We start from the raw sequence: 21,551 nt of genomic DNA, 5'->3' as shown, positions 1-21,551 counted from the left end.
AATGGAAAAAATGTTAATAAATGCAACGCAAGCCGAAGAGGTACGAGTTGCACTGGTCAAAGCCAACCATCTGTATGATTTGGACATAGAGTGTCCATCTGAAGTTAAGAAAAAAGGAAACATCTACAAAGCGGTCGTTACACGACGCGAACCAAGCCTGGATGCTGTATTTGTGGAATATGGCGCCAAACGTCAGGGTTTTCTTCCTCTGAAGGAAATAGCGCCTGAATATTTAAGCAAACATCCTGATGAGTTTGGTGATGAAAAGCCTCCAATTACGTCTCTTCTTCGCGAAGGCCAAGAGCTACTAATTCAGGTTGATAAGGAAGAGCGTGGCAACAAAGGGGCTGCTCTAACAACCTATATTACTTTAGCGGGATGCTATTTAGTACTTATGCCTAACAATCCTAATTCGGGCGGCATTTCACGTCGTATAGAAGGCGATGACCGTGATGAATTAAAAGAAACATTGAATGCTTTAGAACTGCCTGATGAGATGGGTTTGATTATCCGCACAGCCGGTGTAGGCAAGAGTCAGGATGAGCTTCAGGCTGACCTTGATATGTTATGCAATCAATGGCAAGCCATCAAACAAGCGTATAATACTCAGCTTGCGCCATGCCTCATTCATCAAGAAGGTGATGTGATCATTCGCTCTATACGTGATAATTTACGTAAATCGATTGGCGAAATTATTATCGATGATCAAATTTCTTACGTAAAAGCCAAGCAATACATTGAACAAGTTAAGCCTGACTTTTTACCGAATCTGAAGCTATATAACAGCACCGTACCTTTATTTAACTTCTACCAAATTGAAAGCCAGATAGAGATGGCTTATCAGCGAGAAGTTCCTCTACCTTCTGGTGGCGCCCTTGTTATCGATCGTACCGAAGCGTTAGTGTCTATCGACATTAACTCAGCCAAGGCTACCAGTGGTTCTGATATTGAAACAACTGCCTTGAATACCAATCTTGAGGCCGCTGATGAAATTGCCCGCCAACTTCGCTTACGCGATTTGGGTGGTTTGGTTGTTATCGATTTTATCGATATGAGTTCAAGCAAAAATCAAAGAGATGTTGAAAATCGTCTCAAAGAGGCATTAAAAGCTGATAGAGCTCGTATTCAGGTTGGTCGTATCTCTCGCTTTGGCTTACTTGAAATGTCTCGCCAGCGCTTACGGCTCTCCTTAGGAGAGAATGCTCAGGAAGTATGCCCACGCTGCGAAGGAAGAGGCACGGTAAGAAATATTCAATCTCATGGATTGTCCATCATAAGACTCATTGAGGAAGAAGCACTTAAGGAAAAGACCGCTGAAATTCAGGTTCAATTACCACCTGAAATGGCTACTTTTATCATGAATGAAAAGCGTGAATTCATCTTAAACATTGAAAAACGTCATGCGGTTCAGGTATTGATTATTGCTAACCCTTATTTACAACCTCCACATTATGAAATAACTCGTTTAAAAGAAGATAATGTGGGAAAAACTAAAAAACCAAGTTATACATTAATTCATCAGCCTGAACTTGCCCTTACTCGTGCTGATGAAACCACTAAGCTTGATGAGCCAGCAGTAAAAGCGTTTTCACTACAAACGCCAGCGAAAATACCGCATAGCGGATTCATTAAGCGCTTATGGAATAGTTTATTTGGTGCTGGTGAAACAACTACTGTTACAACTCGTCAGGAAAAAACGACACGAAGCTCTCATCCACCGAAGCAATCTCATCCTGATCGTCGCCAACAGGGCCAAGGCAATCGACGCCGACGTCCTAGTGGCAATCAAATGCGTAATACGAATAATCCACAACGCAAAAAAGGACAGGGTGGTAGTAGCCACCAGTCTAGTGGACGAGTCGTACAAATCAAACCGGATCAGGCAAAAAAAAAAGCGCCAGTTAGCAAAGACTCCCACGAGCATTGATGCTTAACTATTCATAGTTGGGTCGTATTGACCCAACTCTTTCATCGAAAGACCTACTCAACCACCTCATCTGGATAAGACCAATCACCACGCACAATTGCCACAAAGATAAGGTATGTCGAGCAAATCAGCAGTAGATGATAGACATCATTGTCGTAACGATACTGAACTGGCAATTCATAACCTAACATTGCACTAGTCCCTTCTCGCAAGCCAATCCAAATTAGGTTTGAAACAACCACAGCAATAAAACCAATACGCACCAAGCCTCTTGAATAAATAGCAACCAATGAATAAATAAAAATAACTGCAAGTGCAATGTATAAAAAGTTTTGTTGACTTAGATAAAAATAGGTAAATACCAAAGAAATAAACATGACGGCAAGGCGTATGAAACTTGAAATATTAATCGCATGAATCAAACAATAATTTAAAAATACCACACCTAAACTGATTGCAACCCAGATATGCGCTGTATAAGGTTGTCCATAAGAGTAATGCACCCATACTCCAAGTATCTTCAAAACAAAAATAGTCAGGAAAAATGTAACAATGTAGAGGGTAAATTTGTTATTACCCTTGAGCCATTGGATAGCTGCAATTAAAAAGTAGCTGAGGAGAAAAAGAGCATGAAGCGCATTAGTCCATGCATTTGTTGTAATCGCAGTCATAGGCTTTGACTTCCTTTTTAATGGATTGCTTCACCTTTTGCAATGACAAATGTTACTTCACAAAGCAGGCAACTCATTGTAAACGCAGTGAAGCAATCCAAGATTAGATAGATTCATCCTACGCAGTTCGAGTGTTTACAGATTTATGTTCTATCTTTTAAACCGGTAGCGATTGGAGTAATACCAATGTTAGGATTAAAACCGCAATCATCGAGTAATTTTAATAAATTATTCCCTCTGCGGGTCAAACGTTTTATACAATACTCCTCTAGATAACTGTAAAGAATGTAATAATATTCGGGCAAGGTCAGAATGGTAAGAATTTTTTCGGCACGCTCAACATGATGTGAATTATTATAATCACATGCCTGGAATAAAACTGCGGCAAGCATCGAGGCAAAGCTGGCTTTTCTAACGGGATTTGCTAAATAAAATCGGTGAATACACTCATCTAACGCTCTGTCCTTATCCCACTCAACCCAGATATCATAAAGATTTTTAGAGATATTTGGATTAAATTCTTCAATTGGGATTGCGCTTAATTCTTGTAATGCATAGGCAGCAGGCACTATTGCTTGAATATTCGCCCAAGAACAATTACCAGCAATCTGTGAACTAATCGGTAACTGTAAAACCTGTTGTAAACCCAATTTTTGGTTAATGATTTCATGAAAATAGCGGCGACTTTGTTTTTTATAAAGGAATTCAAGTAAAAAATTGAGATTAATCAGCTCAGGCCGAGTGATATAGTAAATATTAACACTGCCTTCGGTAAGACTGTTTTCTCCCCTATCAATCTTTGCCCACCATTGATTATAACGAACAAAACCAAGCGCATGTCCGCGACTGGCTGCTGGTAAAATTAACATGGGTGAACTCACTAGCTGAGCCAGGCGTTGCCGATGTTTATCGGTCAATAAATTGTGCTGCTGAAATTGCAGTAGTTCTGCAGCGACACCAAAAGCGTCCATAATTTGATACAGATAAGGGAAACGGCTGCGAAGATGACGTGTGGAATAACTGCTGGTAAAGCGTCGTAATGAATCTTTCACCACGGCCACAGTGAATTCTAATATAAAGCCTTCATAATCAAGCTCAATAAACTCTCCTTGCGCATTGACTATATCCACATCACCTGTCAGTTCAAAACGATGTCCCAATAATTTACCATTGATAAAATCCAGGGCAAAATCAAGCTTGGCACCATGTTGATATAAAAGATGCTTCAGTGAATCCTGCCCTCTTAAAACTGGATAAACTAAAATGGATAAACCCGCAGTGGTATAAGCATTCGCATTTGCTCCATGCTCTAACAACAAGCGAGACATTTCAAGGTCATTGTTATCTACTGCCCAATGAAGTGGTGTGCGGCCAGTGACATCCGCTTTGTTAACATTCGCACCACGGGCAATTAATTGTTCAGCAATTTGAGGTTGTCGCGTGATCGCGCATTCAATAAGGGGAGTAAAACCGTACTCATCAATATCATCCAATGATTCACCTTGACGTACATAGAAGTCAAAATCAGGCATACGGCAACTGATAATATCATTGGCAATGGTCATTTAAAATCCTATGGCTTGAATTGAGGATCTGTTCGAAACTTTGGCATATTACCCAATCGTAATTGTTTTTCCATCTCCTGCTCCCGTCGCTCATTATCATATTCACGACGCGCGTCTGTGCTTAACGGCGGTTCAGGATTTAACCCGGGATCAATGCCGTCATTACGCTGCGAATCCAAATATGGATGCTGCATAATACCGTTTTCCATTGCTTCTTCAGGTGAACGAGGTGCATTATCCTCATCACCATGCTCACGAGCATTTACTCTTGCTAATTTGCTATGCTGCTGTTGTTCCGCAATGCGTCTTTGTCGCTCCATAGAGCGAGTTTCTTCAAACAAAATGGAGCGCTCCCCCTCTTTGGAATGAGGAGGCCAGGATGACACAGCAGTACTGTCTGGTTTTTTTGGGTCAGGCATAACAACTAGTATAAATTATAAATATTCTCTCTGCAGAATTTCAGCAATCTGCACCGCATTAGTAGCCGCACCTTTACGGATATTGTCAGCTACTACCCATAAGTTTAAACCATTAGGATGAGAAATATCCTGGCGAATGCGCCCAATAAATACTTCATCATGCCCAATAGCGTGAGTTATTGGCGTCGGGTACTGTATCTTATTAAGATCATCGACTACTTTTACACCAGGCGCCTTACTCAAAAGTTTGCGCGCTTCTGCCGCTGTCATTGGAGTCTTTAACTCCAAATGAATTGCTTCGGAGTGTCCATAAAGAACTGGTACACGCACAGTTGTAGGATTTACTAAAATAGAATCATCTTCCATTATTTTTTTTGTTTCCCAAACCATTTTCATCTCTTCACGGGTGTAACCATTGTCCTGGAACTCATCAATATGCGGCAACACATTAAATGCAATTTGCTTTGGATAAACGGATGACTTAATAGGTCTACCATTTAGCAGTTCACCAATCTGGGTGATTAATTCACTGATTGCTTTTTTGCCGGTACCAGATACGGCTTGATAGGTGGCTACATTAATACGACTTATCCCCACTGCATCGTGCAAAGGCTTTAATGCCACGACCATTTGGATGGTGGAACAATTGGGATTAGCAATAATGCCGCGATTTTTATAATCACTTATACGATGCGCATTTACCTCTGGGACCACTAAAGGGATATCATCGTCATAGCGGAAACAGGATGTGTTATCAACAACAATACAGCCAGCAGCAGCAGCCTTGGGTGCATACTCTTTAGAAACACTTCCACCCGCCGAAAATAAAGCGATATCCGCCTTATTAAAATCAAATTTAGCTAAATCCTCCACGTCTAACTGGGTGTTATTGAACATTACCGTCTTCCCAACAGAGCGTGAGCTTGCCAAAGGATAAAGATTATCCACTGGGAAATCGCGCTCTTCCAGTACTGTTAATAACGTTTCACCTACAGCCCCTGTAGCACCAACGATGGCGATATTTAAACGTCTATTCATTGCTAGTCCTCTTATTATAACTGCCCTTACTGGGCATAAACACTCGAGTCTGTTAACAAATCACCCTACAAGCCGCGGGACTTGGACTTTAAGATGAAATATCAACTCACCTCTAATTAATTTATTGGTTTTGTGCTTTATGTCTTAAGTAATGATCCATTAACACCAAAGCCATCATCGCTTCGGCAATGGGCACTGCTCTTATTCCCACACAAGGATCATGACGCCCTTTCGTCACTACTGTAACCTCATTGCCCTGAGTATTAATGGTTTTTCCAGGTTTTATAATGCTTGAAGTAGGCTTTAGGGCAATACTTACCTCTAGAGTTTGTCCCGTTGAAATACCGCCAAGGATCCCTCCAGCATTATTGGTTAAAAAACCTGCCTTACTCATTTCATCACGATGTTCACTACCTAATTGTTCCACCGCGTTAAAACCCGCTCCTATTTCTACTCCTTTAACCGCATTGATTGACATCATGGCATAGGCAAGTGTTGCATCAAGCTTATCAAAAACTGGGTCCCCTAACCCTACCGGTACATTACGAGCAAGAACATTTACCCTTGCACCGATTGAATCCCCTTGTCGTCGTAATTCATCAATATAAGTCGCTAAATCTTGTATTTGATGTTCATTGGGGCAAAAGAAAGGATTTGTATCGATAAAGGCTTCATCCACAAAATCGATTGTAATGACTCCCATCTGCTGTAAGTAACCTCTAATTTCGAGCCCTAAGCATTGGTGTAAGTAGAGTCTCGCAATTGCGCCTGCTGCTACACGTGCTACAGTCTCGCGAGCAGAAGAACGCCCTCCTCCTCGATAATCTCGATGTCCGTATTTATGATGATAGGTAAAATCCGCATGACCTGGACGAAATAAATCTTTAATATCGTCATAATCACTCGAACGCTGATCACTATTATAAATTAAAAGTGCAATCGGTGTTCCTGTTGTGATTCCTTCGAAAACGCCGGAAAGAATCTGTATTTTATCCTCTTCACGCCGTTGTGTCGTATATTTCGACTGGCCGGGTTTACGCTTATCAAGAAAAGGCTGAATATCTTCTGCCGTCAAAGCTAATCCAGGTGGACAACCATCGACGACACACCCCAAAGCAGGCCCATGACTTTCACCGAAGCTTGTCACTGTAAACAACTTACCAAATGTGTTTCCACTCATAGGTTAATTACCTTGGGGCGAAAAATGGGTTTTCAACTGTTGACTAGTTAGCAGAAAGACCCCATGTCCACCGTGTTCGAATTCTAACCAAGTAAAAGGCACATTGGGAAATGCTTCTTCTAAGGCTTGGTCACTATTACCAACTTCAACCACTAAAATACCTTCTTCCGTTAAATAATCATGGGCTTTTGCCAAAATTTTTTCAACAATTGCCAAGCCGTTATTCGCCGATTCTAAAGCAAGTTTAGGTTCATGATAATATTCTTCAGGTAATGTTTGCATCTCTTCTGAACCTACATAAGGCGGATTAGAGACAATTAAATCGTAGCGCACTTGAGGTACTTTGTTCCAACAGTCTGACTCAATAAGATTAACAGTCTCTTCAACATCATGACGCCCACAATTAATAGCGGCAACAGCCAATGCGTCAGCCGAAATGTCGACAGCATCAACCACAGCATTGGGAAAGGCATAACTACAAGCAATGGCGATACAACCACTACCTGTACATAAATCCAAAACACGATGTACCCGCTCAGCAACAACCCAAGGCGCAAACTGCTGTTTAATTAGTTCAGCAATGGGAGAACGTGGAATTAACACACGCTCATCCACATAGAAGGGTAATTCGCAAAAAAATGCCTTGTTCGTTAAATACGGTACAGGGACTTTGTCATGAATACGTCGTGAAAGCTGCTTTACAAGCAGTTGTTTTTCTTCAGGACTCAGTCGAGCCTGAAAAACCATGGGGTCGACGTCCAAAGGTAAGTGTAAACTTTCCAAGATTAAGGAAAAAATATCATCCCAGGCATTATCGGTACCATGGCCAAAATATAGATTATTGGCAGTTGCCTGACTTAAACCAAAACGAAGAAAGTCTATAATTGTCGTAAATTCAGCCGTAGCCGTTTTATAAGAAACGCTCATAATTAACCTTGATTTCGAATTGCCCTTTTTAAAGACAGTGTCCATAATTATCACAAATTGTACTTGAGTTTAGAGCATTTGTCCTTAACGATGAGCCTGTCGTTGTAAGTCTTTAATCGAAACTCAAAGAGTGACTATAATCTAATTACTTATAAATATTGAAGTTACGTATGTCTGATGATTTCTTATCCGATGAAGATAAAGCCCTTTTTCGTAAAATGGCAGGCGATGTAAAACCATTGCAATACAATAAAAAAGTTGATTTTATCGCCGAAAAGCCCCGCGTTCCTGCCGCTAAATCGCAAGACGTGTTTCGTCCCCAAAATGACCCTGAGATTTATTTGTCCGATTATTATACGGATGAAGTGCAAGCTAACACGCTCCTTTCTTACTCGAGTCCTAGTATACCTCATAAGCGATTTCGCGAATTGAAAAGTGGCCAAATCAAATGGGAATCACGTTTAGACTTACACGGTTTAAGACCCGAAGCAGCCAAAGACGCATTAATTAATTACATTTTTGAACAAACCGCATTAACTCATCGTTGTTTGTTAATAATTCATGGGAAAGGTAGTTATAATGGCGAGCCACCTATACTTAAAAATTTAGTGAATCACTGGCTACGTCAATTTCCCCAAGTTTTAGCATTTTATAGCGCTTTAGGGCGGGATGGAGGAAGTGGAGCACTTTATGTATTGTTGAAACGGCAGCGAGAACGATAAATTTGAACCCATTGCGACAAAACCGTGATAATAATGGGATTAGTTGTATTTTTGGATTGAATTTATCCTTATAAACCCTTACCATTTGCACAAAATTTTGAATGATAGAATCATGAGTAAAAAAGCTATTATTATCGGAATTTCCGGTCCCTCTGCTTCAGGTAAAAGTCTTTTAGCCAATACTATTGTTAATGAATTAGGCTCTGAGCAGGTTGTAGTAATCTCTGAAGATGCCTACTACAAAGACAATAGTCATCTTCCCTTTGCTGAACGAGAAAAAATTAACTACGACCATCCTGATGCCTTTGATCATGCTTTGTTGTGTCAACATTTACGCAGTTTGCAACAAGGAAAATCAGTTGATATCCCCATTTATTCACATTCCAAGCATATCCGCTTACCAGAAACACGTCATATCGGCCAACATGCCATTATTGTTTTGGAAGGTATTCTGCTTTTTAGTGACAAAACATTAAGAGAGATAATGGATATTCGTATTTTTATGTCCACACCTTTAGATGTCTGCCTAACACGCCGATTAAAGCGTGATGTTGTTGAGCGCCACCGTTCTTTTGAATCTGTTGTTCATCAATATGAAACAACAGTCAGGCCTATGTATTTTCAATTTATTGAACCATCGAGCCGTTATGCAGATATTATCGTTCCTCGTGGTGGCGAAAATCGTATTGCTATAGATATGATTCAAGCAAAGATGCGTGAACTGCTTGCAACCCATAAGAATAGTTTATCTGCAGACCAAGTGTAGTTTTCATTATATGGGTTGCACGTATTGGTTTTATGCAAGATAGAAGTAACAATCGCTCCATAACGGAATAACTACTTCTACAAATTGAGGAGAGTAATGTGGGATTTTTAACTGGGAAAAAAGCGTTAATCGTTGGTCTTGCTAGTAATCGCTCCATTGCCTATGGGATTGCCAAGGCTTTCCACGAGCAAGGTGCCGAACTTGCCTTCACCTATCAAAATGAAAAGCTGCAAAGTCGAGTTGAAACCATGGCAGCCGAATTTAATTCAAATTTAACGTTCCCTTGTGATGTAGCCAGTGATGTTGAAATTCAAGCTGTGTTTGAGCAACTAAACCGACATTGGGACAAATTGGATATCGTAATCCATTCTGTTGCCTTTGCTCCTGCCGATCAAATCAGTGGGGATTTTGTTGACAGTGTTAATCGTGAAGGTTTTCGTATTGCCCATGACATTAGTGCCTACAGCTTGGTAGCTTTAGCTAAAGCAGCCCAACCTATGATGCAAGATACCCAAGGCTCTATTTTAACATTAAGCTATTACGGCGCTGAGAAAGCAGTTCCCAACTACAACGTGATGGGTATTGCAAAAGCAAGTTTGGAAGCCTCTGTACGTTATCTTGCAGCGAGCTTAGGTCCTAAAGGAATCCGCGTAAATGCTATCTCTGCAGGTCCTATTAAAACGCTTGCAGCAGCAGGCATTAAGGATTTTCGCAAGATGCAATCTGTCTATGCTAATTCAACGCCTTTAAAGCGTAATGTCACAGCGGATGAAGTAGGTAATACAGCAGCCTTTTTATGTTCAGATCTCGCTTCAGGGATTACGGCAGAAGTTATCCATGTAGACGCAGGGTATCATGCTGTATCTATGACTGATTTAGACTAATTTTTAATTCCTATCGTATCTTTACCGCGGCATTGTCCGCGGTTTTTTGCAGTAGTCTAATCACTCGGCATAAAAATAAATTATGCTAGAATCAAATAGAAGACTCTCTTGGTAGAGAAAACGTGAATTCATTTAAAAAAATTAATTTAAATTTAATGTTGCATTTAGATGCATTATTAAAAGAAAAGAATGTGAGCGCGGCGGCGGCTAAAGTTTTCGTTAGCCAACCAGCTATGAGTACTTCACTAAAGCAACTTAGGGATTTATTTCAAGATCCTCTATTAATTCCAAACAAAGGGCAATACGTTCTTTCCCCCAAAGCCCAAGAACTACAACCGCAATTAGAAGAAATAATGTTAGGGTTCAGCAATATTTTGCATCCTAAGGAAAAATTCAATCCAGCAAAAACCAAAAGAACGTTTAGAGTTGCTTTGCCTGATTATGTAGAATTAGTCTTGCTTCCAGAATTAATTTCGCATCTTGAAAACTACCCCCATATTGTCATTGAAACCAGTATTAAAGCCCTAGCCGATGATCCGTTGATATTTGTTGAAAATAATATTGATATTGCAATTGGCGCTATTGATGAACCTACCCTCTCTCCACATCTAAAGGCAGAAAAAATGTATGAAGAGGAAATCATTTGTTTTGCGAGTAAAAGCAATCCAATTATAAATAAACCCTTATCATTAGAGTCTTATCTATCAAGCAAGCATATTGCTTTTAGTTTCAATGAAGAAAGATTTAGTCATTCAGCGGAGTATTTGCTCAAACGAAAAATGATTCGCAATGATATACTCTTTGTGAACAATATCTTGCCCGCAATTTTCGCTGTAGCACGATCTAATAAGGTTATTGCTTCAGCCCCTAGCTTTTTAATCAACATTTTTTCCAAACAATTCTCGCTAGGAATGCAACCATTACCCTTTGACCTGGAACCAACTCCTATTTTTCTTGTGAGACATAGCAAGAGTCAGTACGATGATGGCGTAATTTGGCTCACTCAACTAATCAGTGAAAGTATCAAGTCTCTTAAACATCAGCATAACTTACCCTAGGGTGTTGCAATTCTCTTGAAGTCCCGAGGCTCGTCAGGATAAGCCTAGTGTTGAAGCCCACGTCCCGAGTCGTGTCCGCAAGATCCATGGAGATGTAAATCCTGAAAGTCCCTGATAACAAAAATCCAGTCATTGCGAGCTTAGCGAAGTAATCCAACTCGATACCTCGCCGGCTCGCAATAACGGAACGTTAGTACAGTTCTACGCCTGTAAGCGATATCGATAGCTTATCGCGGCTTTCGTATTTCGCGTAGTAATCGCTCTACTCATTGCATTTGGAGCCGCTGAGGCAAGACTATTAATCCACCAGGGCATTTGCTCGCCCTCCCAAATAAACAATAAATCACCTGCAGGTAAAGCAATAGGTTTCACAGGATGTATTAGAATTCCCTGATGATTGGGAAAAGATAACATTAAACTTCCCAATAACCAGTGCGAATCAGAAATAATTGCAGACACTTGATGACGTTCATTTCTTATATCATCAACAAATTGCTTTAATGGGAATTGAGCAAGATAGGGAGTGCGAAGAACCCATAAACTTATTAATGCCAACTGCACAATAAAGCATATCCCTAAATAGCGCTTGGCGTGGCGTACTATATAATTTTTCTGATTAACCAGGACAAGCAATCCTATTGGAGCCATGAAAAATAAGGGTAGAACCCAATGCGTTTTAACGTTGTGAACTTTTCCACCAATCACCACTAACAGTAGAAATGGAATGACTAACATATGATAACGCCGCACAAGCTGATTTTGGGCAGTCGCTGTAAAATTTGTTCTTGATACAGGGAAAAAAATGCGAATTAAAATCAAGGGAATAATAAAGCAGGCAGAAGCCTCTAATAATCGCCCTATTCCATGCCATTGATTTTTGCCAGGAATTGCTAGCTTATAGGATGAATATAAGCCCATTTTCGCATTATCAGCAAGCCATAGCCAATATGGACTTGTTATTGCCAGAGCAACCGCAATAGTAACTAGAATATGCCAGCCAATAAGCCTAGATCGATATTCTTTAATGGATAGTGCCGTTAATACAAAAACTGCCAGAAAGATAAAATAGTTAAATTTAGACAATAAGCCAATACTTATAATTAGTCCATAAATCAATGACCAAATCCCTTTTCCTAATTGTGTGGGTTTAATTAGCCAATACCACGTCAAACAGGCCGCTAATAGTGCTAAAATTGCATGAGTTCGATGCGGTAACAGATCATAACTGATGTTGGGAATCAATGCCCATGACAGTGTTGCACACCATGCTAGGAGGGAGTCTTGACAATATAGTCGACAAATTTGGTGATAGACATAAAACGATAGAAGTAACAGACTGTATTTTAAAAATGCTACACTCAGTAAACTTACCCCTAAGCCTTGAAAAATCAAGTACTGTAGCCATGTGTACAATGGCGGCTGTGAGGGATAGCCTGCTGAGAGTTTCTGAGCAAAAACAATTTGCTCTGCTTCATCCAGACCAAGAGTAGAGTTACATAGAAACAGGCGCGCCATTATTAGCAAGGCAATAACGATAGAAAAACAAATAAACACCTGTGGTTGAGAATTCAGATAGGACGTTTTTTGCATATTAAATGAGATAAATTAAAATTAGGCGTAGAGACTACCATAAGCTTAAGGTCTAAAGAAAGAATGGATGTATGAACAGTACTATTAATACAATCTTTGTCTGGGTAAGGTAAGAGAATTTGCTTAGAGTCAAAGGAACAATGCCTTTTTGCATTGTTCCTTCTTGTTTTAATGTCTATTAATTTCTGCTTTATTCAACAAACTTTTTACATATAAATCGTAATCCATTACACCATAATTGGATTCAATTTGCTGTGCCAAGCTTGCTTGTTGCTCTTTATCCAACGATTTATATTGGCCATTGTTTATTTTTTTGAGATGAACAATAACAAAATCGCCGTTCTTCAAACTTCGTCCTTGTTGAGTATTGGTACGTGCCAAACTGAACGCTAAATCATTAATCGCTGGATCAGCTTTGTCAGTATCTCGCATGGCTTGCTCAACTTGATGCCATTGTAATTGGTTAGTTTCCAATATTTTTTTCTGTGCAGCAGGATCTGTTTTTGCCGATAAGAAGGTTTCACCTAATTTTTTAGCAAATTGTTCTGCATTTCTTATCGCTAGCTTTTTGGTAATGTAGCCCTTAACCTCAGCCAGTGTTTTTTGTGTAGCAGGAAGGTGTTTATCAACACGTAATACAATCACACTGTCATTGTCTAATTGAATGGGTTCACTGTTATTACCAAATTCAAGAACATCGTGGCTAAAAGCAGCATTTACTACTTCTTTATTTTTAGTTAACGCCTCATCTCCTCCACGTCTGGGAAAAGGAGCTGCTTTTTCAATGGTTAAATTCAAAGCATCTGCAACAGGTTGTAACGAATCAGGTGATTGGTAACTCAGATCACTTAGCTGTTCTAAGGCTTGAGCATATTTGGTTTGAGAAAGCTCACCTAATAACTGATCTTTGATTTCTGATTGCACGTTAGCAAGAGGTTTTATAGTTGCAGGTTTGTAATCTATAAGTTTAAAAATCTCATAGCCGTGCGCTGATTTGATAGGCGGCGAAATTTGACCTTTTGTAGTTAATTTTGCCAACTCCTTGTCAAATTCACTATGTCCAGCAACTAACCAGGGAAGAGCGCCATTATTCATCGCAGCCAGTTTGTCATCAGATTTTGTTTTAGCCCACTCTTCAAACTGAGCAGGATTGTTTTGCAGGCTTTGATAAGCTTCATCAGCTTTTTGTTTAACTTGCTCTTCGGTTTCTGCCGATGCATCGTCAGGAACTGCAAAAAGAATGTGAGCCACTTGCCATTGAGCTGGTGTTAAAAAACTGCTTTGATTTTCATCGTAATAACGTTTCAATTCGTCATCGCTTATTTTAATCTGTTCTCTTAATTGCTGCATGGACAGACGCACATACTCAATCGACACTTTTTCGGGTGCAATAAATTCTTTTTGATGCTTCTGATAATACTCATTAATTGCTTCATCAGAAACTTGACTGTTGCTCATAAACAAAGAGATTGGAATTTGTAAGTAATCATAATCTCGAGTTTGCATGTAGAGTTTTACAAAACGTTTAATTTCATTCGGTAATGCAAAGGCACTGCCCATGAATGCAAAACGTTGTTGATTAAGCAGCATGCCTTGTTTTACTTCTTTTTGAAAAGACTCTGGCGTAAACATCGCACCGCTTAGTGCTTGCTGGTAGCGTGCGGCAGAAAAATGACCATCTTCCTGAAATTGCGGAATACTTAAGATTGCCGCATTCGCTTGTTCTACACTTACATCAAAGCCATTATCTTTGGCTGCCTGTACAGAAACCTCATTAACAATCATATCTTCCAAGACTTCTTTTTTTAAGGCTTTTTCACTTGCAGCAGTCATTTGGGCAGCATCACGCTGCTGACGTGCTCTGCGGTAATTAACTTCAAAGGCTTGTGCTGAAATAGGCTGTCCATTTACCTCAACAACAGCGTTGGAGGCTTGATGTGATTGCATATAATAGTCAACGCCAAAAAGTGTGAAAGTAATAGCAATAAGAATAATGACTATCCAGGCCACAAGGCCTTGTATGCGTTCGTTCAGCTTCTGCAACATGATTGGTGTTCCATAAATAGGGTAATTTGCAACAGAATCTTAGATTCAAAATTTGACTGGTAAAAAAAACGCGCCATACGGCGCGTTAATCTGGCGGAGTGGACGGGGCTCGAACCCGCGACCCCCGGCGTGACAGGCCGGTATTCTAACCAACTGAACTACCACTCCATTTCTTGGTGGGTGCTGCAGGGATCGAACCTGCGACCCTCGCCTTGTAAGGGCGATGCTCTCCCAGCTGAGCTAAGCACCCAAAAAACTTACGCTTCTTGTACAGCTTCTTTAAGTGATTTACCAGCTTTAAACTTAGCTACTCTTGAAGCTTTAATTTCAATGGTTTCACCAGTCTGCGGATTTCTACCAGTACGCGCAGAACGGTTACCAGTGGAAAAAGAACCGAAACCTGGCAATACAACTTGGTCACCGCTTCTTAAGGCGTCGGTCACGGTTGTCATAAAAGTATCGAGAACTCGACTAGCGTCTGCTTTAGTTACGCCAGAACCATTTGCAATTGCTTCAATTAATTCACTCTTATTCATCTTTTCCCCTATCAGTTATTCTTTCCTTACCCGTGGCGATTAAATCAGAATCATCAGCCCCAGTCAAGCAGTCACATCCTTGCATCGCCCGCCAGTAGCGGGCAACGGAGTGAAATATACCCGGTATTAATGGGCATGTAAATCCTTATTTTTAATTTTTTTTGAATTTTTGCTCGGAATTACCTCAGAGTGGGTAGGAGTTGGTGCATTTATGACCGGATTACGCTGTAAAGCAAGCTCTAATACTTGTTCAATTGTCTTCACAGGATGTATTGTGAGTTTCTTTAAGACATTATCAGGAATTTCTTCAAGGTCCTTACGATTTTCTTCAGGAATAATGACGTGCTTAATTCCACCACGATGCGCAGCCAAAAGCTTCTCTTTAAGACCACCAATAGGAAGCACTTGTCCTCTTAAGGTAATTTCACCCGTCATAGCAACATCTGCACGCACAGGAATTTGTGTCAGCACTGAGACTAACGCCGTACACATTCCAATACCAGCACTAGGACCATCTTTAGGCGTTGCACCTTCAGGCACATGCACGTGGAAATCATTCTTATCATAGAAATCATCAGGTAAATTCAGCGATTTTGCCCGACTTCTAACCACGGTCATTGCGGCATGAATGGATTCTTGCATTACCTCACCTAACTGACCGGTATGCGTGGTTTTGCCCTTACCTGGCATCATGGATGCTTCAATGGTTAAAAGTTCCCCGCCCACACTGGTCCAGGCTAAGCCAGTTACTTGCCCTACTTGATCAAACTCTTCAGCAAGACCATAACGGAATTTCTTAACACCTAAGTACTTTTCGATATTATTGCGCGTGACTGTTACTTTTTTCACACGTTTACCTGTTAATATTTCCTTCACAACCTTACGGCAAATACTTGCAATATCCCTTTCCAGGTTACGGACCCCTGCTTCACGGGTGTAATGGCGAATAATTTCACGCACACCGCTTTCAGCAATGTTTATTTCATTGGCCTTCAAACCATTCAAGACCAATTGTTTTGGAACCAAATAGGTCTCTGCAATATGAATCTTCTCATCTTCTGTATATCCCGGTAGACGAATAACTTCCATTCGGTCAAGCAATGGCGCAGGAATTTCCAAGGAATTTGCTGTCGCAATAAACATTACATCACTTAAGTCGTAATCCACCTCAAGATAATGATCGCTAAACGTATGATTTTGCTCGGGATCCAGAACCTCTAATAAGGCTGAAGCAGGATCACCACGGAAATCCATAGCCATCTTATCCACCTCGTCCAACATAATAAGTGGATTTTTTACCCCTGCTTTGCATAATTTCTGGATAATTTTTCCCGGCATAGAGCCAATATAAGTACGTCGATGACCACGAATTTCTGCTTCATCGCGGACACCCCCTAAGGCAATTCGAATAAAGGTTCTACCGGTTGCGTTAGCAATTGATTGACCTAACGATGTTTTACCAACCCCAGGAGGTCCAACTAAACAGAGAATGGGACCTTTCAAGCGTTTTACGCGCTGCTGAACTGCTAAATACTCAAGAATTCGTTCTTTAACTTTTTCAAGCCCATAGTGTTCTTTGTCAAGCAGACGCTCTGCTTTGCTTAAATCAAATTGAATCTTATTTTTTCGCTTCCATGGAACTGACAACATCCAATCCAGATAATTTCGGATAACAGTTGCCTCAGCCGACATAGGCGACATCATTTTTAATTTTTGCAATTCTGAAAGTGCTTTCTCTCTGGCTTCTTTGGGCATGCCTGCCTTATTAATAGAGCCTTCTAACTGTTCAATCTCATTACCTTCTTCACTGAGATCTCCCAGTTCTTTTTGAATCGCCTTCATTTGTTCATTGAGATAATATTCGCGTTGGCTTTTTTCCATTTGGCGTTTTACGCGACCACGAACACGTTTCTCTACATGGAGTAAATCAATTTCTCCTTCTATTGCAGCCATTAGACGTTCAAGACGGATACCAACATCGAGGATTTCAAGCAATTCCTGCTTATCATCGACCTTTAATGACAGATGAGCAGCTATAGTATCTGCCAGACGTCCTGGTTCTTCGATACTGGCTAATGAACTTAATACTTCAGGGGGAATTTTCTTATTGAGTTTTATGTATTGCTCAAATTGAGACATTAAAGAGCGCATCAGAATTTCTACTTCCTGCTGCTGCATTTGCTCGTTTATTTCTTCAATGCCTTCCAAAGATGCTTCAAGAAAACCTCTTTCATTAACATATTCTTTTACTTTGGCTCGTTGTTCACCTTCAACCAGAACTTTCACGGTTCCATCAGGTAGTTTTAACAATTGCAGAACACTTGAAATAGTACCTACAGTATAAATATCTTCTGCTCCGGGATCATCATGAGAAGATTTTTTTTGCGCGACAAGGAAGATCTGCTTATTATCCACCATAGCAGCTTCCAGGGCTTTAATTGATTTTTCCCGCCCGACAAACAAAGGAATAACCATATGCGGATAAACAACGACATCACGCAGCGGTAGTACGGGTAATAATGACGTCACTTCTTCATTTTCATCTGACATGAATTCATTTTCGCTTTCGCTAGACATAATAAGCCCTTATTCAAACGATAATCCTATGAGAAAAAGCACAGCCGCTTTAGTTGAATAGTCAATAGAAACTAAGACTGCCCTACCAGTTTAGCCGAATATGTAGGGCAGCGCTGCTAATACTTTCTTATTCTCTTCCACCAGCAGCAGATTGTTTGCTTTCTTCACCTTCGTAAATAAGAATGGGTTTTCCAGTGTTATTGATTACATTTTCATCAATAACGACTTTATTAACATCTTCCATTGAAGGTAATTCATACATGGTGTCTAAAAGTATATTTTCAAGGATAGCACGCAAACCACGAGCACCAATTTTTCTATCCAGGGCCTTCTTAGCAATCAGATGCAAGGCTTCCTCTCGGAATTCCAGCTCAACCCCTTCCATTTTAAATAGTGCATGAAATTGTTTAGTCAGTGCATTTTTGGGTTTAGTGAGGATGTCAATTAAGGCGTCTTCATTGAGTTCGTGTAATGTAGTAACAACCGGTAAACGTCCTACAAACTCAGGAATCAGGCCATATTTGACTAGGTCTTCAGATTCAAGAGCATCCAATACTTTTTCCATATCCTGGCTGTCTTTTTTCTTTTTCAATTCGGCAGAAAATCCGATGCCAGATTTATCACTGCGTTCTCGGATGACCTTATCAAGACCTGCGAAAGCACCACCACAGATAAATAAGATATTTGAAGTATCGACTTGCAAAAACTCCTGTTGAGGATGCTTGCGGCCACCTTGAGGCGGAACAGAGGCAATTGTTCCTTCAATGAGTTTAAGCAGAGCTTGCTGCACACCTTCACCCGAAACATCGCGTGTAATCGATGGATTATCTGATTTGCGTGAAATTTTATCGATTTCATCAATATAAACGATACCTTGTTGTGCTTTATCAACGTCATAATCACATTTTTGTAATAATTTTTGAATAATATTCTCGACGTCTTCACCTACGTAACCGGCTTCGGTTAATGTAGTAGCATCAGCCATAGTGAAAGGTACATTCAGGATCCGCGCTAACGTTTGCGCTAGCAATGTTTTACCACTACCAGTCGGACCAATCAGTAAAATATTACTTTTACCTAATTCAATACCATCTTCAGTTTTATGGTGTAATCGTTTGTAATGATTGTACACAGCCACGGAAAGTACTTTTTTCGCGTGAGGCTGCCCTATCACATATTCATCTAGAAAATTGGCGATTTCTTTGGGTGTAGGTAATCGAGTCTCTGTACTTTCCTGGGTTTCTTGAGTTTCTTCACGAATAATGTCATTGCAAAGCTCAACGCATTCATCGCAGACAAATACAGAGGGACCTGCAATTAATTTTTTTACTTCATGCTGGCTCTTTCCACAGAATGAACAATACAAGACCTTATCACCATCGCCGTTACCGGTTTTACTCATCTACAAACCCCTTTCTTACTGTTACCAAAAGCAGTGGTAATCTTGAAGGTTTGTCCCTAAAGCCTTCGAGATATATGGAGAAAATTGGCTGGAACAGGAATGACTCAATAGCGTGACTATTTGCTTTTGACTATCCGTGCTCCAATTTTCTACATTTCCCTTTTATTGCAACTTTAAGCACAAGCCTTAGTAAAATTTTAGACAATTGAATAAATAACGCCAAATAAAAATTTGCCAGTTATTGAAAAATAACCGGCAAACTAACAATTATTTGGTTTCAGCTAATGTATCGCGGCTGTGGAGAACTTTATCTACCAAACCATATTCAACAGCTTGTTGGGCACTCATAAAATTATCACGCTCTGTATCACGCATAATTTGATCGGGTGTTTTATTAGTATGTGCTGCCATAATATTGTTTAAACGCTCGCGAACCGCCAAGGTTTCACGTGCATGAATTTCAATATCAGTAGCCTGCCCTCTGTAGCCACCCAACGGTTGATGAATCATTACCCGAGAATTTGGCAAGCAGAATCGTTTACCTTCAGCACCAGCACAAAGTAATAGTGCTGCAGCACTTGCTGCTTGACCAATACACAAGGTACTAACATCAGGTTTGATAAATTGTATCGTATCGTAGATAGCAAGTCCTGCTGTTACTACGCCGCCTGGTGAGTTAATGTAAAGCGAAATATCCTTATCAGGGTTCTCAGACTCCAGAAAAAGGAGCTGAGCCACAACCAGGTTCGCCATATGATCTTCAACTTCACCCAGCAAAAAAATGATACGTTCTTTCAAAAGCCTTGAGTATATGTCATACGAGCGCTCACCGCGAGAGGTTTGCTCAACGACCATAGGCACCAATCCACTGGCATTTCTTATCAAGTTCTCTGAATAGGCCGCCATACTATTATGCTCCCTCTTTGGCTGTCTCTTTCTTAGGATTCATTACTTCCTCGTAACTCATTTTTTTCTCGACAAGCTTCGCATTTTCACTGATTTTCTCAGCAACCATTTCTTCCATTACTAATGCTTCGATTTCAGCCAGACGCTCTTTGCTGCTTTGGTACCAAGCACGGAGTTCTTCTGGTTTTTCGTAAGCACTGGCAAACTTTTCAATCATAGCATCCACTCGTGCTTTATCAGCAACAAGCTCATGCTTTTTAACATATTCAGAAAAGAGCAGCCCTAAATGAACACGGCGTTTTGCTTGTTCTTCAAATAATGCTCTAGGAAAATCAGGTATTTGCTCATTATCTGAATGCTCATGACCGAAAAGACGATGATACATGTCATGCTTCAAATGTTCTATTTCTTTATCGATCAAAGCGTTAGGTAAGTCAAAGGTGTTAACTGCCATCAATTTATCGAAGATTTTCTCACGATTCATTGAACTAACACGACGCTCTAATTCACGCTCCATATTTTCTTTAATATCTTTTTTCAGAGCTTCGATACCACCTTCTTTGATATTAAATTTTTCAGCGAAAGCATCATTCAATTCGGCTAATTTACCTTCCATAACTTTTTGGACAGTGATTTTGAAGGTTGCCTCTTTGCCTGCTAAATCTTTATGACCATAATCTTCTGGGAAGGTTACTTTAATTTCGAACGGTTTACCTTTCTTCGCACCAATTAATCCATCTTCGAAACCAGGAATCATTGAGCCAGAACCCACAACAATTTCATAACCTTCAGCGCTACCGCCTTCGAAAGCCTTGTCGCCCAAAAATCCTTGGAAATCGATAACGGCTTTATCGTCTTTAGCTACAGCACGTGATACTTCTGACCACTCTTTAGCTTGCTCACGTAATTTTTCGATCATCTCATCGACATCTTTATCGGTTACTTGAGCTTTAGTCACTTCGATCTTATCGTTATCAAGTTCGGTAATGGTTATTTCCGGAAATACTTCAAATGTTGCTGTATAGATAAAATCTTTGCCAGATTCTACTTGTTCAGGCTCTACCATTGGTGAACCAGCGGGCACTAAATTTTTATCTTGCAGAGCTTCATATAACGTAGATTGCACCATTTCTCTAGCGACATCTTCGCGTACGCTATCAGAAAAGCGACTTTTGACAACATTCATTGGAACTTTACCAGGACGAAAACCATCGACTTTCGCTTTGCGAGCAAGATTTCTGAGACGCAGGCTCACCTCTTCCTCTACTTTTTCGGTAGGTACCGAAATTGTTAACTTACGTTCCAAACCTTTCAAGGTCTCAACAGAAACTTGCATC

The 21,551-nt window shown here is 40.3% G+C and carries 18 protein-coding genes and 2 tRNA genes; 5 read left to right on the top strand and 15 right to left on the bottom strand.

Annotated features, from left to right (window positions below; translation table 11 throughout):
* Position 1 precedes the first annotated feature (1 nt).
* Positions 2–1,927, top strand: coding sequence for an Rne/Rng family ribonuclease (locus LHA_RS03400; RefSeq protein WP_052673571.1), 1,926 nt, complete (start codon positions 2–4; stop codon positions 1,925–1,927).
* A 53-nt stretch (positions 1,928–1,980) separates the two neighbouring features.
* Here LHA_RS03400 and LHA_RS03395 read toward each other — a convergent pair whose 3' ends face one another.
* The 6 genes from LHA_RS03395 to prmB form a co-directional block, all read right to left on the bottom strand.
* Positions 1,981–2,598, bottom strand: a complete 618-nt coding sequence (locus LHA_RS03395) for a hypothetical protein (RefSeq protein WP_045105283.1) — start codon at positions 2,596–2,598, stop codon at positions 1,981–1,983.
* Positions 2,599–2,741: 143 nt separating this feature from the next.
* Positions 2,742–4,163: a Dot/Icm T4SS effector AnkH/LegA3 gene (gene ankH, locus LHA_RS03390; protein ID WP_045105282.1), complete on the bottom strand. Its 1,422-nt coding sequence runs from the start codon at positions 4,161–4,163 to the stop codon at positions 2,742–2,744.
* Positions 4,164–4,171: 8 nt separating this feature from the next.
* The gene (locus LHA_RS03385) at positions 4,172–4,582 is read right to left on the bottom strand and encodes a hypothetical protein (RefSeq protein ID WP_052673570.1); all 411 of its coding nucleotides are present in this window, start codon (positions 4,580–4,582) and stop codon (positions 4,172–4,174) included.
* Positions 4,583–4,597: 15 nt separating this feature from the next.
* The gene (locus LHA_RS03380; RefSeq protein WP_045105281.1) at positions 4,598–5,620 is read right to left on the bottom strand and encodes an aspartate-semialdehyde dehydrogenase; all 1,023 of its coding nucleotides are present in this window, start codon (positions 5,618–5,620) and stop codon (positions 4,598–4,600) included.
* 121 nt (positions 5,621–5,741) lie between these two features.
* The gene (gene aroC, locus LHA_RS03375) at positions 5,742–6,800 is read right to left on the bottom strand and encodes a chorismate synthase (protein WP_045105280.1); all 1,059 of its coding nucleotides are present in this window, start codon (positions 6,798–6,800) and stop codon (positions 5,742–5,744) included.
* 3 nt (positions 6,801–6,803) lie between these two features.
* Positions 6,804–7,727: a 50S ribosomal protein L3 N(5)-glutamine methyltransferase gene (prmB, locus tag LHA_RS03370; RefSeq protein ID WP_045105279.1), complete on the bottom strand. Its 924-nt coding sequence runs from the start codon at positions 7,725–7,727 to the stop codon at positions 6,804–6,806.
* Positions 7,728–7,897: 170 nt separating this feature from the next.
* Between prmB and LHA_RS03365 the strand changes: the two genes are divergently transcribed.
* The 4 genes from LHA_RS03365 to lelA all read left to right on the top strand — a co-directional run bounded on the left by LHA_RS03365 (position 7,898) and on the right by lelA (position 11,157).
* Positions 7,898–8,449: a Smr/MutS family protein gene (locus tag LHA_RS03365; RefSeq protein WP_045105278.1), complete on the top strand. Its 552-nt coding sequence runs from the start codon at positions 7,898–7,900 to the stop codon at positions 8,447–8,449.
* A gap of 112 nt (positions 8,450–8,561) precedes the next feature.
* The gene (gene udk / locus LHA_RS03360) at positions 8,562–9,215 is read left to right on the top strand and encodes a uridine kinase (RefSeq protein ID WP_045105277.1); all 654 of its coding nucleotides are present in this window, start codon (positions 8,562–8,564) and stop codon (positions 9,213–9,215) included.
* Between the two features lie 98 nt (positions 9,216–9,313).
* On the top strand, positions 9,314–10,099 hold the full coding sequence (locus LHA_RS03355; protein WP_045105276.1) for an enoyl-ACP reductase FabI: 786 nt from the start codon (positions 9,314–9,316) through the stop codon (positions 10,097–10,099).
* 122 nt (positions 10,100–10,221) lie between these two features.
* Entirely contained in the window at positions 10,222–11,157 is a 936-nt protein-coding gene (gene lelA, locus LHA_RS03350) for a LysR family transcriptional regulator LelA (protein WP_231861968.1), read from the top strand.
* A 201-nt stretch (positions 11,158–11,358) separates the two neighbouring features.
* On the opposite strand, the gene LHA_RS03345 is transcribed toward lelA, so the two are convergent.
* From LHA_RS03345 to tig, 9 genes are all read right to left on the bottom strand, one after another.
* Entirely contained in the window at positions 11,359–12,747 is a 1,389-nt protein-coding gene (locus tag LHA_RS03345) for a glycosyltransferase family 39 protein (RefSeq protein WP_082060274.1), read from the bottom strand.
* A 168-nt stretch (positions 12,748–12,915) separates the two neighbouring features.
* On the bottom strand, positions 12,916–14,793 hold the full coding sequence (locus LHA_RS03335; RefSeq protein ID WP_045105273.1) for a SurA N-terminal domain-containing protein: 1,878 nt from the start codon (positions 14,791–14,793) through the stop codon (positions 12,916–12,918).
* 91 nt (positions 14,794–14,884) lie between these two features.
* Positions 14,885–14,961: transfer RNA gene (locus LHA_RS03330), tRNA-Asp, on the bottom strand.
* A 6-nt stretch (positions 14,962–14,967) separates the two neighbouring features.
* Positions 14,968–15,043 (bottom strand) — tRNA-Val (locus tag LHA_RS03325).
* Positions 15,044–15,050: 7 nt separating this feature from the next.
* Positions 15,051–15,329, bottom strand: coding sequence for an HU family DNA-binding protein (locus tag LHA_RS03320; protein ID WP_045105272.1), 279 nt, complete (start codon positions 15,327–15,329; stop codon positions 15,051–15,053).
* A gap of 126 nt (positions 15,330–15,455) precedes the next feature.
* A complete protein-coding gene (lon, locus tag LHA_RS03315; RefSeq protein WP_045105271.1) occupies positions 15,456–17,906 on the bottom strand; it encodes an endopeptidase La in 2,451 nt (816 codons plus the stop codon).
* Positions 17,907–18,033: 127 nt separating this feature from the next.
* Positions 18,034–19,308, bottom strand: a complete 1,275-nt coding sequence (clpX, locus tag LHA_RS03310) for an ATP-dependent Clp protease ATP-binding subunit ClpX (protein ID WP_045105270.1) — start codon at positions 19,306–19,308, stop codon at positions 18,034–18,036.
* Positions 19,309–19,575: 267 nt separating this feature from the next.
* The gene (gene clpP / locus LHA_RS03305) at positions 19,576–20,214 is read right to left on the bottom strand and encodes an ATP-dependent Clp endopeptidase proteolytic subunit ClpP (RefSeq protein ID WP_045105269.1); all 639 of its coding nucleotides are present in this window, start codon (positions 20,212–20,214) and stop codon (positions 19,576–19,578) included.
* Between the two features lie 4 nt (positions 20,215–20,218).
* Positions 20,219–21,550, bottom strand: coding sequence for a trigger factor (tig, locus tag LHA_RS03300; RefSeq protein ID WP_045105268.1), 1,332 nt, complete (start codon positions 21,548–21,550; stop codon positions 20,219–20,221).
* Between the last annotated feature and the right edge of the window lies 1 nt (position 21,551).

Source organism: Legionella hackeliae (assembly GCF_000953655.1).
Lineage (GTDB): Bacteria > Pseudomonadota > Gammaproteobacteria > Legionellales > Legionellaceae > Tatlockia > Tatlockia hackeliae.
This window is presented reverse-complemented; position numbering and strand designations above follow the sequence as displayed.